The sequence below is a fragment of the Pannonibacter sp. CBAS1226 genome (assembly GCF_055685825.1).
Window position 1 is genome coordinate 148214 of sequence record NZ_JBVOUO010000001.1, and the last position, 14312, is coordinate 162525.

Sequence of the window (14312 nt, forward strand, 5' to 3'; positions counted from 1 at the left end):
TGACAGCGGATGCTGTTATCCAAGGCTTTCGATGGCTGACGCATCACGCCTTGAAAAGGCTCAAGCGCCGCACGGTCTTACCCGGCGAGGCGGTTGGCCGGGCGCAGGATCATCGGGTCAAGGCTGATGCTCTGGATGAGGGCGGAGACGGTTTCGACCGGGGCAGGGCGGCCGATGTAATAGCCCTGCATGCGCTCGCAGCCGGCGCTGGTGAGGAACTGCACCTGCGGTGCGGTTTCGATGCCTTCGGCCACCACGGTCATGCCGAGGGCCGCGCCCAGATCGATGATGGTGCGCACGATCGCCTGCGCCTGCGGGCTCTCATCCACCGGGGAGATGGAGTCCCGGTCGATCTTCAGAATGTCGAAGGGGAAGCGGCGCAGGTAGCTGAGGCTGGAATAGCCCGAGCCGAAGTCATCCAGCGCGATCTTGAGGCCCAGTTCCTTCAGCCGCTTCATGGCCGTCAGAACGGTGTCGTCCTTGCCGGCGAAGACGGACTCCGTCACCTCGATTTCAAGGCGCGAGGGCGCAACGTCAAAGGCGGAGAGGGTCTCGATCACCTGATCGATGAAGCGCGGATGGCGGAACTGGGTCGGTGAAATATTGACCGAAACGGTGATGTCCGGCCAGTTATGGGCATCCCGGCAGGCACGGCGCAGCACCCAAAGCCCCAGGTCGTTGATCAGGCCCGTCTCTTCGGCAATGGGCACGAAGATGGCCGGGCTGATCGGCCCATGGTCCGGCTGGGTCCACCGCACCAGCGTTTCCACAGCGGCAACGCGGCCGGTGCGGCTGTCCAGCTGCGGCTGATAGGCGACCGAAAGCAGGTCATTGTCGATGGCACGGCGCAGGTCGCGGGCGATCTTGTCGCGGGTGTGGACATGCTCTTCCATGGCGGGATCGAAGAAGGACCAGCGGCGGCGGCCATTGGCCTTGGCATCGTAGAGTGCGATGTCCGCCTTGCGCAGCAGTTCTCCTGCGGTGGTGCCGTCCTGCGGGGCAATGGCTGCGCCCATGGACAGGCTGACGTAGAGCTCGCTACCGGCAACCCACAGCGGGCGGCTCAGCTCGTCCTGGATGTGGCTGAGCTGATATTCGATGAGGGAGCGCGAGCGGCAGCCCGACAGGATCATGGCGAATTCATCGCCCGAGATGCGCGCCAGCATGCCCGTGGGCGGCACGATGGTGCGCAGGCGCGCCGTCACCGCCTTGATGACTTCATCGCCTGCCGCATGGCCCAGCGTGTCATTGATGTCCTTGAAGTGATCCAGATCGATGTAGATGACAGCCGTCAGCCCCTTGGCGCTGCGCTCGTCCTGATAGTCCGCAAGAGCCTCCACCAGCATGCGGCTGAAGTAGTCACGGTTCGGCAGACCGGACAGGCTGTCATGTTGGGCGGCGTAGATGGCGCGGGCCTCGCTGTTGGCGAGCTTGCGGGTCGATTGCCTTGCATAGTTCAGCAGAAGGGCGGTCATGGCGGCGATGGCCAGCACGAGCAGAACAAGCACAGGCAGGATGCGCATGAGCATCAGCGAACCGGGACGGGACGAGCGCCAGTTGAGGCGCGTCACCGGCTGGCCGGACGGATCCATGACGAGGATTGAGGCCACATCGCTGCGGCTCTGTTGGACCGGCCCTGCTTCAATCCCGGCAATACCTGCCATTCCGGAGAGACGGCCGAGCACCGAAGGGGTCATGGCGACGAAACTCAGCAGCACGGCCGGCGCATCCCGATCTGCGCCGATGTTGTGCGTCTGCGGAGAGATTGCCGTCACACTGAAGTAATGCGGCCGCCCGCCCGCCAGGACAACACCGTTTTCGAAGATGGTCCGGTGATTGGCCCGGTAGTCCGGCTGAAACCTGTAGGTGCCGGAGGGCGTCTTTTTGAAGCTTGCAATGTAGCTGGCCCTGACCCGGGCCACCGGTCCGCTAAGGGCGTTGAGCAGCGTCTCGTCAAGCCAGTTGGCTGCACCATCGTCATCATAGGCGACAATGGCTGACAGATTGCGGTCCAGGATGGCTGTCCTGGTGTGGCCGTGCATTTGAGACAGCGAAATCGCAACCCGGTGCAGCAGCCAGGCGGCTTCTTCCGAGCCGCGCTTTGCCCGGAAATAGGCATCGTCCCAGACCGCGGCGGCTTCCTGCTGGTTGCTCAGCTGGTCCAGCTGCAGCGCCAGCGATCCTTCGATCAGGTTGCGCTCGCTGTCCTCTGCGGCAGTATCGGTCAGGGCCGAAGACCAGATGAGAATTGCGAAAACAAACACGACGGCAAGCAGCATCACGCCAATCACCGGAATGATGATTGTGTTTGCTATCTTTCCTCCCTGCGTCCCTATTCCCTGATCCATGTTGACCCGTCCCCGGCTTCTGAAATTTAGTCTCCGGGAAAAGACTTAAAGAATGGCGGATGGACTTGGTTAAGGTCAGTTCATGAAGAGACAAATTGTAATGCTGCATTGAAGAATGGGCCTGTTGGAGAGGTTCCCCGGCTGTTTTGTTATACCGGCGTGAAGCAATGATTACGTAACGTCATGTTCGACGTCTAAGCATTTGAAGATTCAGACAGTCTCAGGCACGGCCGGGCCGCCGCAGATGCATTCGGGACCTTTTTCGGGAAGCTGGAACTGGTATTGTGCCGCTGAAACGGGAGATCGCATGGATCAGATTGCGCGAACACGCGGCGGCTGGCCGCAGCAGATGGATGAAGATGCCTATGCGGCCGCAATCTTGCGCTGCGCGGACAACATCCTGCCCATGCACATGGGCGAGCGGCTGATCAACAAGATCTTCGGCAAGAGCCTGCAGTCCCATGCGGCGGGCTTGCTGGCGATCCTTCATTGCCGGGCGCAGCTTGGGGAGGGGGAGGCCGCCACGCTGTCCGTCCTGCAGCAGCAGATGGGCCGCAGCCGCACGCTGGCGAGCTTCATTGGCCTGCTGAAGCTGGCCGGTTATGTGCGGGCGGTTGAGGCCTCCGGCAACCGGCGCGAAAAGCGGCTGGAGCCGACGGAGCTGATGCTGGACGGTCTCAAGACCTGGCTGTCCCACCATCTGGCCTGTGCCGAAGTGGCCGGGCTGCCGCTGCCGGGGCCGGACCTTCATCAGCGTCTGCAGACCGATCCCGTCTATGGCCTGCGCCTTGTGGCCGAGACCCATGACATGGTGCGCCTGACCCGGGAATCGCTGGCGGGGGAAGGTGCCTGGCCCTGGTTCGACCGGTTCGACTGCGGCGACCGGCTGGCGCTGATCCTGCTGAAGGCCCATTACGGCGCGCCGGAGCGGGCACTCTGGCTGCCCTTCGCCGCACGGCAGGCCGCCGCACAGCTGGGCATCTCCCATTCCCATGTGCGCAATGTCATCAACAAGGCGGAGGCCGCCGGGTGGCTGGTGCAGCGCCGCGATCAGGGGGAGCTGCAGCTCTCGCCTGCCTTCCTCACCGGCGTGCGCGACTGGTATCTGATGTTCTGGGGCTGGTTGTGCGAAGCCGCGCACCGGGCGCATGAACGTGGAGCCGGTCCAGCCTCAATGTGACAGCCCTCAGATCAGCTGCAGGCCCCGGAAGCTGATTTCCGCGCCGCGCGCCACGATGATGTGGTCATGCACCTCGATGCCCAGAGGCTTGGCGATGTCGATGATCTGCTTCGTCATCTGGATATCGGCGCGCGACGGCGTCGGATCACCGCTCGGGTGATTGTGGACCAGAATGATGGCCGTGGCCGAAAGCTCCAGCGCCCGGCGGATCACCTCGCGCGGATAGACCGGCGTATGGTCCACCGTGCCGCGCTGCTGCACCTCGTCGGCGATGAGGCCGTTCTTCTTGTCGAGGAACAGGATGCGGAACTCTTCCCGGTCCGCATGGCCGCTGGCGGCGCGTACATAGGTAACGACCTTGGACCAGGAGGACAGGGGCTCGCGGTCGACGATCTCGCCCCTTGCGTAGCGGGTGGCACAGGCCTGCAGCAGTTTCAGCGCATCGGCCACCTTCTCCCCGGCGCCCTTGACCTCCTGAATGCGGGCCGGTGAGGCTGCCAGCACATTGGTGAAGGAGCCGAAACGCTGCAGCAGGGCTTTCGCCAGCGGCTTGGTGTCGCCGCGCGGAATGGCGAGAAACAGGCACAGTTCCAGCAGCTCGTAATCGGCAAAGCCATCCGCCCCGTGCTGGCGGAACCGGTCGCGCAGCCGCTCCCGGTGGCCGGTATAATGCGGTGCGGGCGCGCGCTCCGAAAAGCCGCCCTGCGCCTCATCCGTCTTGTCGCCCGTGTCGTCCTTCGGCATGCCGCGTTCCGTGGTCAGAAGAGCTGAAGAGGGGTATGCGGGAGGTGTGGCTGCTCCGGTCAGTCTATCCTGCTCAGGCGGGCTTGTCGAAGCCGGGCCGGTGCAGGCCCCTGGGCGAGAGCGTGAAGATCTCGCAGCCCGTGTCGGTGATGCCGATTGCATGCTCGAACTGGGCCGAGAGCGAGCGGTCGCGGGTGACGGCGGTCCAGCCGTCGCTCAGCACCTTCACCTGCGGCTTGCCGAGGTTCACCATCGGCTCGATGGTGAAGATCATGCCCGGCTTCAGTTCGATGCCTTCGCCCTTGCGGCCATAGTGCAGGATGTTGGGCGTGTCATGGAACAGACGGCCGACGCCATGGCCGCAGAAATCGCGCACCACGGAGCAGCGCTCTTTTTCCACGAAGGTCTGGATGGCATAGCCGATATCGCCCGTGGTGTTGCCGGGGCGGGCAGCCTCGATGCCCAGCAGCAGCGACTCGTAGGTCACCTCGATCAGCCGCTCGGCCGAGCGCTTCAGCTCGCCCACCGGATACATGCGGCTGCTGTCGCCATACCAGCCATCGACGACGAAGGTCACGTCGATGTTGACGATATCACCCTCGCGCAGCGGCTTGTCATTGGGGATGCCGTGGCAGACCACATGGTTGATCGAGGTGCAGCTCGCCTTGGTGTAGCCCCGGTAATAGAGCGTTGCCGGCAGCACGCCCTTGTCGCGGCCGAAGCGGTAGACGAAATCATCCAGCTCCTGCGTGGTCACGCCGGGCTTCACCAGATCTGCAAGGCCGTCGAGGCATTCGGCCGTCACCTGGCCGGCCTTGTGCATGGCCTTGAAATCTTCCGGCGAATAGAGCCGCACCTGGCCGGTGTTCTTGAGCGGGGCGGTGGCTGCGTCGATATAGGTGACCATAGGTTCCGTTCTGATCCGATTCGCCTCCGCCCTGTGCCGAAGGTCAAGGACCCGCTGCGCATGGGACTTGGAGGACTTGGCGCGCAAGGCCGTGTTGCTCTGGCGCGGGGCACCAGACCGGGGCGGCATGCTGCCTGTTGTCATGGGGCTCGCCTGTCTGTTCTGTCGCCTAATATGAGCGGCCCCGGCTTGCAAGGAAAGATGTGTCAGCCCCCGCAGAAGAATTTTCCTGCCGCAGGCTGGGGGAGGCGGGGGAAAAGGCAGGGCTATCGCATATGGCGGAAATCTCTTCCGTCTGCGCAAGGATCGAACGCTCAGTCCTTGCGAAGGGTAATTTTGGAATCCGGAAATGCGTTGCGGCGACAGATCCGAATCCAAAAATTCCATATGCGATTCCCCTGGGGGAAAAGGGGAGTGGCAGGCCGTTTCAACAGCCGGAGATGAGCCGGAAACTACCCTTGGCCCGGCCAGCACGCAGAACCGCGACCGACCTTGCTCCGGCCCGGCAAGGGCCTGCCCGTCCGCACCAATTTGCACTTGCAGACGGACGCGGCTGCCGCTACCTCATACCCGCGCCGGAGACAGCCTCCCCGGCCACCGGCCAATGCCCTTTTATCGGGGCCTGACGCCGACCGGACAGGACCCGCCAAAGGGCGCGCCTTTGCTCCGGCCCAGACATGCGGACGTGGTGAAACTGGTAGCCACAGCGGACTTAAAATCCGCCGCCCTCAAACGGCTTACGGGTTCGAGTCCCGTCGTCCGCACCAGACTGCATCAGCCCCCATAACTTCCAAATCGTCCCCCAGTACTCCACTCCGATCCGTTTGCCTTCCCGGCCGGCCATTGGCCGCGGGCGTCTGCATATCTGCTGCAAAGGGACCTGAACCCGCGGATGCCGGTTAAGGCGCTGCGGCGCTTGGGCCTTTGGGGGCTGGAGGTGCGGGCCGTCCGGAGCCTTGGCCTGAACGCCCCTTGACAAACTTTCATGCAGCCGTTTTGGTAAGATGTCAGACCAATTTTGATCTATCGAACGGGGGCGGCATGAAGGGCAGCGGGGAGAGCAGCAGACCGGTGATCGCGCCGCTGGCGCCCATGGACCGGGTGCGCCAGGTGACGGAAGCGCTGGCAGCTTATGTCTCGCAGGCCGGACTGAAGGCCGGTGACCGGCTGCCGGCCGAGCGGGAGCTGATGGATGCGCTGGCGGTCGGCCGCTCGACCATCCGCGAGGTGATCCGTCACTTTCAGGCGCTCGGCGTGCTGGAAACCCGCAAGGGCAGCGGCACCTATCTGATCAAGCCGGTGACTTCCGCCACGATCCATATGCCGCTGTCGCTGGACACGGCGAACCTGCGCGATGTGCTGCTGAAGACGCTGGAGGTCCGGCGCGGCCTCGAAGCGGAAGCCAGCATTGTCGCGGCGCGGCAGCGGACCAGCGAAGACCTTGCCATCATCGAACTGAAGCTCATGGAGATGGAGCGGGTGCATCTGGAGCAGGGCACCTCCGGTCCGGAGGACCTGGCCTTTCACCTGTCCATCTACGATGCCACGCACAATCCGCTGTTCCGGCAGCTTCTGGAGCAGATGCGCGAGGCTTTCGAGCGCTTCTGGGAGCGGCCGTTCAACCGGGCGGATTTTGCCCGCCGCTCCTTTCCCTATCACCGCACCCTGTTCAACGCCATTGCCGCACAGGACACGGAAGCGGCGCGGCGCGAAACCTTGAAAATTCTCGATGTGGTCGAGGAAGATATTAAGGAAATGTCCAAATGAATGACGGTTCCAGCCCGTTGGATCCCTTTTCCCTGATCGCGGCTCACGATGAGGCCCATGCTTATGGTGCCGTGGTGCCGCCCATCGTGCAGACGTCGCTTTTTACATTCGCAAGCTATGAGGAAATGCTGGAGACCTACCGCGGCGAGAAAGTCCGCCCGGTTTATTCGCGCGGCCTCAACCCCACCGTCCGCCACTTCGAGGAAATGCTGGCAAAGCTTGAGGGCGGCGAGGATGCGCTGGGGTTCGCGAGCGGCATGGCCGCCATTGCCTCTTCCATCCTGACTTTCGTTGAGCCGGGAGACCGGATCGTCGCCGTGCGGCATGTCTATCCCGATGCCTTCCGCCTGTTCGGCACGATCCTGAAGCGCATGCGTGTCGAGGTGACCTATGTGGATGGCCAAGATGAGGACGCGGTCGCCAGGGCTCTTCCCGGTGCCAGGATCCTTTATCTCGAAAGCCCGGTGAGCTGGGTCATGGAAGCCCATGATGTCGGGGCGCTGGCGGCACTGGCGCGCAAGGAAGGCGTCATCTCGATCATCGACAACAGTTGGGCGACACCGGTCTTTCAGCGCCCCCTGGCGCTGGGCACCGATCTGGTGCTGCATTCGGCCTCCAAATATCTGGGCGGGCACAGCGATGTTGTGGCCGGGGTTGTTGCAGGCTCGGCAGAGCTGATCGGCCGCATCCGCAGCGAAGCTCTGCCTTATCTCGGCGGCAAGCTGTCGCCCTTCGATGCCTGGCTGCTCATCCGCGGCCTGCGCACGCTTCCGGTCCGCATGAAGGCGCATGAGGCTTCGGCGCTGGAAATCGCGCGGCGTCTGCAAGCCCATGAAAAGGTCGGCGAGGTGTTCCATCCCGCGCTTGCGAACCGGCTGCCGCCGGGCCTTGAGGGAACCTCCGGACTGTTCTCCTTCACTTTGCGCGAGGGCACGGACATCGCCGGTTTCTGCAATCACCTGAAGCTGTTTCAGCTCGGGGTCAGCTGGGGCGGCCACGAAAGCCTGATCGTCCCCGGCGAGGTCGTCCTGCAGCAGAAGGCGCAGCCCAATTCGGCACAGGCCTTCGGCATCGACCCCCGATCCGTGCGCATCCATGTGGGCCTGGAGGGAACCACGGCCCTGTGGCGCGATCTGGAGGCTGCGTTCGCTGCCTCCCAAAACCAATAAAAAATCATGTCTTCAAAAAGAGGGGAAGTACAATGATGAAAAGAATGCTGACAGCGGGCCTGCTGGCCTCGATGATGTCCGGTACGGCACTGGCCGATACGACGCTGAAGCTGGTTGAAGTCATTACCAGCCCGGCCCGGACGGAGACCTTGAAATCCATCGTCGCGCAATTCGAGCAGGCAAACCCGGGAACGAAGGTCGAGATCATCTCCCTGCCGTGGGGCGAGGCGTTCCAGAAATTCGCCACAATGGTTTCCGCCGGTGAGATTCCCGATGTGATGGAAATGCCGGACACCTGGCTCTCGCTCTATGCCAACAACGGCATGCTGGAGAGCCTGGAGCCCTATCTGAGCGACTGGGAAGTCACCGCAGATCTGTCCGACCGGGCTCTGGAGCTTGGCCGCGACATCGACAACACGGCCTATATGCTGCCCTATGGCTTCTATCTGCGGGCCATGTTCTACAACAAGAAGCTGCTGGCCGAAGCCGGCGTTTCCGAACCCCCCGTGACCATGGACGAGTTTGCCGAAGCCGCCCGCAAGGTCTCCGCCCTGCCGGGCAAATACGGCTACTGCCTGCGCGGCGGTCCGGGTGGCCTGAACGGCTGGGTGATGTTCGGCGCGACAATGGCCGGGTCCAATACCTTCTTCAATGAAGACGGCACGTCGACATTCGACAGCGAGGGCTGGCAGAAGGGCATCAGCTGGCTGATCGACCTGTACAAGAATGGCTATGCGCCGAAGGATTCCATCAACTGGGGTTTCAACGAGATCGTCGCCGGCTTCTACAGCGGCACCTGCGCGTTCCTGGACCAGGACCCCGATGCGCTGATTGCCATTGCCGAGCGCATGAAGCCGGAGGATTTCGGCGTCACGACCATGCCGAAGGGACCCTCGGGCAAGACCTTCCCGACCATCGGCTATGCCGGCTGGTCGATGATGGCCAAGAGCCAGAACAAGGATCTCGCCTGGAAGCTGATCGCGACGCTTGAAGGACCGGAAGGCAACCTGACCTGGAACAAGCGCACCGGGGCGCTGCCTGCCCTGAAATCTGCGTCCGATGATCCGTTCTATGCCAGCGAGCAGTTCAAGGGCTGGTTCAAGGTTCTGGAGGATCCGGACGCGATCCCGACCACCATGCCGACCTATCTGGAAGAATTCGCCTATTTCAAGGATTCCCTGGCGATCCAGACATCGCAGGAAGCCCTGCTCGGCGACATCACGCCGGAAGAACTGGCCGCCAAGTGGGCGGACTACATGACCAAGGCGCAGCAGAAGTTTCTCGCCAAGAAATAACTGCCCTTTCCCGTGCAGCCTTACCCTGGCGGCGTTCTGCGCCGCCAGGGCCTCACGCCATCCCGACGCGAGAGAAGCGGAAGACGATGACACGCCTTGTTCAGTCCCGGGGCAGGCCGCCCTTGCTGCGGCGCATTGCCCTTGATGCGGAACCCTATCTGTACAGCGCCCCGGCGCTGTTCCTGATCGCCGCGGTCATGCTGGTGCCGCTGGTTCTCGGCATCTCCTATGCCTTCCGTGATATTCAGCTGCTCAACCCCTTTTCCGGCGGCTTCGTCGGGCTGGAGCATTTCCAGACTCTCGCCCGCGACAGAGCCTTCTACCGGGCGCTTTCGAACACGCTGTGGTGGACGGGTGCTTCCGTCTTTCTGCAGTTCGGCCTCGGGCTGATCCTGGCATTGCTGCTCAACAAGCCGTTCCGCGGGCGCGGTCTCGTGCAGGCGCTCGTCTTTCTGCCCTGGGCGGTGCCGACATTCCTTGCCGGCCTGAACTGGGCCTGGCTGTTCAACCCGGTCATCGGCCCCTTGCCGCACTGGCTTTTCGCCCTCGGCCTGCGCAGTGAGGCGAACAATATCCTGTCCGATCCGCACCTGGCCATGTGGGGGCCGATCACCGCCAATGTCTGGTGGGGCATTCCGTTCTTTGCCATCACCCTGCTTGCCGCGCTTCAGTCCATTCCGCGTGATCTCTATGAGGCTGCGGCCATCGACGGCGCCGGACCCATCAAGCGGTTCCTCTCCATCACGCTGCCTTTCCTTGCCCCGACCATCGCCATTACCGTGCTGCTGCGCACTGTATGGATCGCCAATTTTGCTGATCTGATCGTGGTGATGACCAATGGCGGGCCGGCGGACCGGACCCAGATCGTCGCCAGCTATATCTTCACCCAGGCTTTCAAGCGTCTTGATTTTGGCTATGCCTCGGCCATCGCGCTGGTGCTGCTGATCCTGTTGCTGGTCTATTCGATGCTGATCGTCTTCCTCCGCCAGACGCTTCTGAAGGAGGATTGAAACATGCATGTCCGCAAATTCTCTCTCGTCGCGGCCCATCGCCTGGCCATTCTCTGCTATGTGGTCTTTGCCCTGTTTCCGCTGTACTGGCTGCTCAAGGTCGCCGTTACACCCAACGATCTGCTCTACAGCGAAGGGGTGCGGATGTGGCCGTCGAGGACGACCTACGAGCATTTCGACTTCGTGCTCCGGCACAGCGCCTTCCCGACCTTCTTCCGCAACTCGGTGATTGTCGCCGGTTCGACCGCGCTGGTGGTAACGCTGATCGCCTCGCTGTCCGGCTATGCCCTGTCGCGGTTCTCGTTCCGGGCGAAATACTGGCTGATCGCCCTGATGCTGATCACCCAGATGTTTCCGCTGGTGATGCTGGTCGCCCCGATCTTCAAGATCCTCTCGCCGCTCGGCCTGACCAACAGCCTCACCGGGCTGGTGATCGTTTACTCCGCCTTCAACGTGCCCTTCGCGACCTTTCTTATGCAGTCGTTCTTCGATGGTATTCCGAAGGATCTGGAGGAGGCGGCGATGATCGACGGCGCGACCCAGTTCAAGGCGTTCCGCCAGATCATTCTGCCGCTCACCCTGCCGGGCATCGCGGCGACCCTTGGCTTCGTCTTCACCGCGGCCTGGAGTGAACTCCTGTTCGCCCTGATGCTGATCTCCGGCACGGACGCGGCGACTTTCCCGGTCGGACTGCTGACCTTCGTTTCCAAATTCTCCGTTGATTTCGGACAGATGATGGCTGCCGGCGTGCTTGCGCTGATCCCGGCCTGTCTCTTCTTCCTGATGATCCAGCGCTATCTCGTGCAGGGTCTGACGGCCGGCGCGGTCAAAGGCTGAAAGGTTTTCTCATGGCCTCAATCGAAATTCGGGACGTCCGGAAAAACTACGGCGTGGTCGAGGTTCTGCACGGTGTCGATCTCGACATCCAGGACGGTGAATTCATCGTTCTCGTCGGTCCGTCCGGCTGCGGCAAGTCCACGCTTCTGCGCATGATTGCCGGGCTGGAGGACGTCAGTTCGGGCGGCATTCATATCGCCGGAAAGCGGGTCAACGATCTGCCGCCGAAGGACCGGGACATCGCCATGGTGTTCCAGTCCTATGCGCTTTACCCGCATATGACCGTCGCCGGAAACATGAGCTACAGCCTGCGCCTGCGCAAAACGCCGAAGGAACTGATCGCTGAAATGATCGGGGAGGCTGCCGGCAAACTTGGCCTCGAGCCTCTGATGGAACGGCGGCCGAAGGCCCTTTCCGGTGGCCAGCGCCAGCGGGTTGCCATGGGCCGGGCCATTGTCCGCAAGCCGAAAGCCTTTCTGTTCGATGAACCCTTGTCCAATCTGGATGCCCGCCTGCGCGAACAGATGCGCGCCGAAATCAAGAAAATGCACGCGGACCTGGGCGCCACCTCGATCTATGTCACCCACGACCAGATCGAGGCCATGACCCTGGCCGACCGGATCGTTGCCATGCATGGCGGCGTTGTGCAGCAGGTCGGGACGCCGCTCGATCTTTACGACCGGCCGGCCAACCTCTTCGTCGCCGGCTTCATCGGGTCGCCGGGCATGAATTTTCTCGAAGGCCGGTACCATACCGGCAGTGGCGGTGCGGAGTTCCGCCTTGCCGATGGAACAGCCATTCCCCTGTCCCCGCGCGGCGGTCTGGCGGATGGCGCCCCGGCGACGCTTGGCATCCGGCCCGAGCATGTCAGCCTCTCTGACGAGGGGCACTGGGAGGCCGGTGTCGATCTGGTGGAACCCACGGGCTTCGGCATCATCCTGCATCTGGCCTTGCATGGCCAGGCGTTCAAGGCCTTCACCCTTGACCGCTCCGTCCTCACACCTGCAGCAGGCCTGCGGGTCAGCTTTCCGGCCGAACATCTGCATCTGTTCGACGAAGACGGCAACCGCGTCTGAAGGCGCCAGGGGCGTCATCAGGCTGTTGCCGTCTGCGGCCAGTGCCGCCACGGACTGCGCTGCAGAGAGGCCGCTGTCCGGGCGGGCTGAAGGAAAGGGCTGCGTCCTCCTTTACGCCATCACCCGAAAATCGCCGCCAGGATCTGCGCCTCGATGCGGGCGGCTTCGGTGCTGGCCTTGGCGCGCGGGTGGGGGAGGGGGACGGGGAATTCGGCCTTGATGCGGCCTTCGTCGAGCACGATCACCCGGTCGGCGAGGGCCACGGCTTCGGCCACGTCATGGGTGACGAGGATGGCGGTGAAGCCGGTCTGCTGTTTCACCTTGAGGATCAGCTCCTGCATCACCAGCCGTGTCAGCGCATCGAGGGCGCCCAGGGGCTCGTCGAAGGCGAGCAGGCGCGGGTGGCTGACGAGCGCGCGGGCCAGGGCTGCACGCTGCTTCTGGCCGCCGGACAGGGTGGAAGGCCAGACATGGGCCTTGTCCGAAAGCTGCACGGCCTCCAGCGCTTCGGCCACGGGCTGGGGCAGGGCGCTGGTGCGCGTTGCGGCTGCGCCTGTTGCGGCGGACCGGCCGGCGTTTCCAGTCTCAATGCCATGCCTGAGGCCGATGGCAACGTTTCCGGCCACCTTCTCCCATGGCAGGAGCCGCGGCTCCTGGAACATGAGGCGGATGTCGTCCGACCCCTTCTGCGGGGACTTGCCATCTACGGCGATGCTGCCGCCGGTGGCGGTGTCGAGGCCGGTCAGAAGCCGAAGCAGGGTGCTCTTGCCGCAGCCGCTCTTGCCGACGATGGCGAGAAATTCGCCGGGGGCAACGTCCAGATCCAGCCTGTCGAGCACCGTCAGCCCGCCGAAACGTTTGGAGACACCGTGCACGCGGATGGCGGCGCCGCCTGCGGGCCGGCTTTCGTCCTGCCTGTCTGCGTGGTTCTCATGCGTATGGTCTTCATCCTGCGCCCTGTGGCCGGACAGGTGCAGGTAGCCTTCGGGAAGGGCGGCAGCGGCGAGTGCGGCTGCCGGGTGGCCGTCGAGGAAGGCCGGGAAATGTCCATCAGGATGCGGCATAGGCGGGGCTCCAGGCAAGGGCGCGGCGTTCCAGCGCACGGGTGATGACATCGGCAAGCTTGCCGAGCAGGGCATAGAGAATGATCGACAGAACCACGGTTTCGAGGATCATGAATTCGCGCGCCTTCATGGCCATGTAGCCAAGGCCGGATGAGGCGGAGAGCGTTTCGGCGACGATCAGCGTCAGCCACATGATGCCGAGCGCATAGCGCAGGCCGACGAAGACGGAGGGCAGCGCGCCGGGCAGCAGGATCTTGCGGAACAGCTCCGTCCGCTTCATGCCATAGGCACTGCCCATCTCGATGAGCTGCGGGTCGACGTTGCGGATGCCGTGCAGCGTGTTGAGATAGATCGGGAAGAACACGCCGATGGCCACGAGGAACAGCTTTGCCCCTTCGCCAATGCCGAACCAGACGATGACCAGCGGCAGCAGGGCGAGATTGGGGATGTTGCGGATCATCTGCAAGGTGGTGTCCGTCGCCTCGCGGAACAGCGGGCTCACCCCGTTGGCAAGGCCGAGCAGGAAGCCGATGCTGCCGCCGATGGCAAGGCCGGACAGGGCGCGCAGGGCCGAAACGCCGAGATGGGTGAAGAGTTCGCCGCTGATGAGGGTTTCCCAGGCCGAGACGGCAACGGCGCTGGGGCGCGGCATCAAGGTGTCCGGCAGCAGCCCGGCGGCGGCAGCTGCCTCCCACAGCAGCAGTACCCCCACGGGGAAGATATAGGGCACAAGGGCGGCCAGCGGGCGCTTCAGGGTTTTGAGGCTTTGCCACAAGGCGCCGGGCCGCAGCTGCGGGCGGGAGGGCAGATCCCCGGCGTAGATGAGATCACTGGTGCTCATGAGACGATGTCCTTTTCTCTGTCCGGCGGTTGCTTCACTCACGTCTGAGGGGCTTCGGGCGTGTGGTCCTGGTC

Annotated in this window: 12 protein-coding genes and 1 tRNA gene; 8 read left to right on the forward strand and 5 right to left on the reverse strand. The window is 63.4% G+C overall.

Annotation, left to right across the window (positions count from 1 at the left end; all coding sequences use genetic code 11):
- Positions 1-77: 77 nt before the first annotated feature.
- Entirely contained in the window at positions 78-2279 is a 2202-nt protein-coding gene (locus AC0CMF_RS00705; RefSeq protein WP_472481303.1) for a putative bifunctional diguanylate cyclase/phosphodiesterase, read from the reverse strand.
- 376 nt (positions 2280-2655) lie between these two features.
- Between AC0CMF_RS00705 and AC0CMF_RS00710 the strand changes: the two genes are divergently transcribed.
- Positions 2656-3528 carry a hypothetical protein gene (locus AC0CMF_RS00710; protein ID WP_374629430.1) on the forward strand — a complete coding sequence of 291 codons (873 nt, stop codon included), beginning with the start codon at positions 2656-2658 and terminating at the stop codon, positions 3526-3528.
- Positions 3529-3534: 6 nt separating this feature from the next.
- Here the strand turns inward: AC0CMF_RS00710 and radC are convergent, their stop codons facing one another.
- Both radC and map read right to left on the reverse strand, forming a co-directional pair.
- Positions 3535-4272: a RadC family protein gene (gene radC, locus AC0CMF_RS00715; RefSeq protein ID WP_050472708.1), complete on the reverse strand. Its 738-nt coding sequence runs from the start codon at positions 4270-4272 to the stop codon at positions 3535-3537.
- A gap of 73 nt (positions 4273-4345) precedes the next feature.
- A complete protein-coding gene (map, locus tag AC0CMF_RS00720; protein WP_374629465.1) occupies positions 4346-5179 on the reverse strand; it encodes a type I methionyl aminopeptidase in 834 nt (277 codons plus the stop codon).
- A 679-nt stretch (positions 5180-5858) separates the two neighbouring features.
- Between map and AC0CMF_RS00725 the strand changes: the two genes are divergently transcribed.
- The 7 genes from AC0CMF_RS00725 to AC0CMF_RS00755 all read left to right on the forward strand — a co-directional run bounded on the left by AC0CMF_RS00725 (position 5859) and on the right by AC0CMF_RS00755 (position 12333).
- Positions 5859-5946: transfer RNA gene (locus tag AC0CMF_RS00725), tRNA-Leu, on the forward strand.
- Between the two features lie 274 nt (positions 5947-6220).
- The gene (locus AC0CMF_RS00730) at positions 6221-6946 is read left to right on the forward strand and encodes a FadR/GntR family transcriptional regulator (RefSeq protein ID WP_374629356.1); all 726 of its coding nucleotides are present in this window, start codon (positions 6221-6223) and stop codon (positions 6944-6946) included.
- The gene (locus AC0CMF_RS00735; RefSeq protein ID WP_374629355.1) at positions 6943-8115 is read left to right on the forward strand and encodes a PLP-dependent transferase; all 1173 of its coding nucleotides are present in this window, start codon (positions 6943-6945) and stop codon (positions 8113-8115) included. The genes AC0CMF_RS00730 and AC0CMF_RS00735 overlap by 4 nt, the downstream gene beginning before the upstream one ends.
- A gap of 35 nt (positions 8116-8150) precedes the next feature.
- On the forward strand, positions 8151-9410 hold the full coding sequence (locus AC0CMF_RS00740) for an ABC transporter substrate-binding protein (protein ID WP_026356112.1): 1260 nt from the start codon (positions 8151-8153) through the stop codon (positions 9408-9410).
- An 86-nt stretch (positions 9411-9496) separates the two neighbouring features.
- Positions 9497-10420, forward strand: a complete 924-nt coding sequence (locus AC0CMF_RS00745) for a carbohydrate ABC transporter permease (protein ID WP_026356113.1) — start codon at positions 9497-9499, stop codon at positions 10418-10420.
- 3 nt (positions 10421-10423) lie between these two features.
- The gene (locus AC0CMF_RS00750; protein ID WP_019966439.1) at positions 10424-11257 is read left to right on the forward strand and encodes a carbohydrate ABC transporter permease; all 834 of its coding nucleotides are present in this window, start codon (positions 10424-10426) and stop codon (positions 11255-11257) included.
- An 11-nt stretch (positions 11258-11268) separates the two neighbouring features.
- Entirely contained in the window at positions 11269-12333 is a 1065-nt protein-coding gene (locus AC0CMF_RS00755) for an ABC transporter ATP-binding protein (RefSeq protein ID WP_374629354.1), read from the forward strand.
- Between the two features lie 119 nt (positions 12334-12452).
- Here AC0CMF_RS00755 and AC0CMF_RS00760 read toward each other — a convergent pair whose 3' ends face one another.
- Together AC0CMF_RS00760 and AC0CMF_RS00765 are read right to left on the reverse strand one after the other, a co-directional pair.
- Positions 12453-13397, reverse strand: coding sequence for an ABC transporter ATP-binding protein (locus AC0CMF_RS00760; RefSeq protein ID WP_374629353.1), 945 nt, complete (start codon positions 13395-13397; stop codon positions 12453-12455).
- A complete protein-coding gene (locus AC0CMF_RS00765; protein ID WP_197717500.1) occupies positions 13384-14238 on the reverse strand; it encodes an ABC transporter permease subunit in 855 nt (284 codons plus the stop codon). Before AC0CMF_RS00765 ends, AC0CMF_RS00760 begins: the two co-directional genes overlap by 14 nt.
- Between the last annotated feature and the right edge of the window lie 74 nt (positions 14239-14312).

Coding starts and splice junctions, on each gene's coding strand:
- radC (WP_050472708.1), bottom strand. CDS start 4,272: ATGCCGAAGGACGACACGGGCGACAAGACGGATGAGGCGCAGGGCGGC.
- map (WP_374629465.1), bottom strand. CDS start 5,179: ATGGTCACCTATATCGACGCAGCCACCGCCCCGCTCAAGAACACCGGC.
- AC0CMF_RS00730 (WP_374629356.1), top strand. CDS start 6,221: ATGAAGGGCAGCGGGGAGAGCAGCAGACCGGTGATCGCGCCGCTGGCG.
- AC0CMF_RS00755 (WP_374629354.1), top strand. CDS start 11,269: ATGGCCTCAATCGAAATTCGGGACGTCCGGAAAAACTACGGCGTGGTC.
- AC0CMF_RS00750 (WP_019966439.1), top strand. CDS start 10,424: ATGCATGTCCGCAAATTCTCTCTCGTCGCGGCCCATCGCCTGGCCATT.
- AC0CMF_RS00745 (WP_026356113.1), top strand. CDS start 9,497: ATGACACGCCTTGTTCAGTCCCGGGGCAGGCCGCCCTTGCTGCGGCGC.
- AC0CMF_RS00710 (WP_374629430.1), top strand. CDS start 2,656: ATGGATCAGATTGCGCGAACACGCGGCGGCTGGCCGCAGCAGATGGAT.
- AC0CMF_RS00760 (WP_374629353.1), bottom strand. CDS start 13,397: ATGCCGCATCCTGATGGACATTTCCCGGCCTTCCTCGACGGCCACCCG.
- AC0CMF_RS00740 (WP_026356112.1), top strand. CDS start 8,151: ATGAAAAGAATGCTGACAGCGGGCCTGCTGGCCTCGATGATGTCCGGT.
- AC0CMF_RS00765 (WP_197717500.1), bottom strand. CDS start 14,238: ATGAGCACCAGTGATCTCATCTACGCCGGGGATCTGCCCTCCCGCCCG.
- AC0CMF_RS00735 (WP_374629355.1), top strand. CDS start 6,943: ATGAATGACGGTTCCAGCCCGTTGGATCCCTTTTCCCTGATCGCGGCT.
- AC0CMF_RS00705 (WP_472481303.1), bottom strand. CDS start 2,279: ATGCTGCTTGCCGTCGTGTTTGTTTTCGCAATTCTCATCTGGTCTTCG.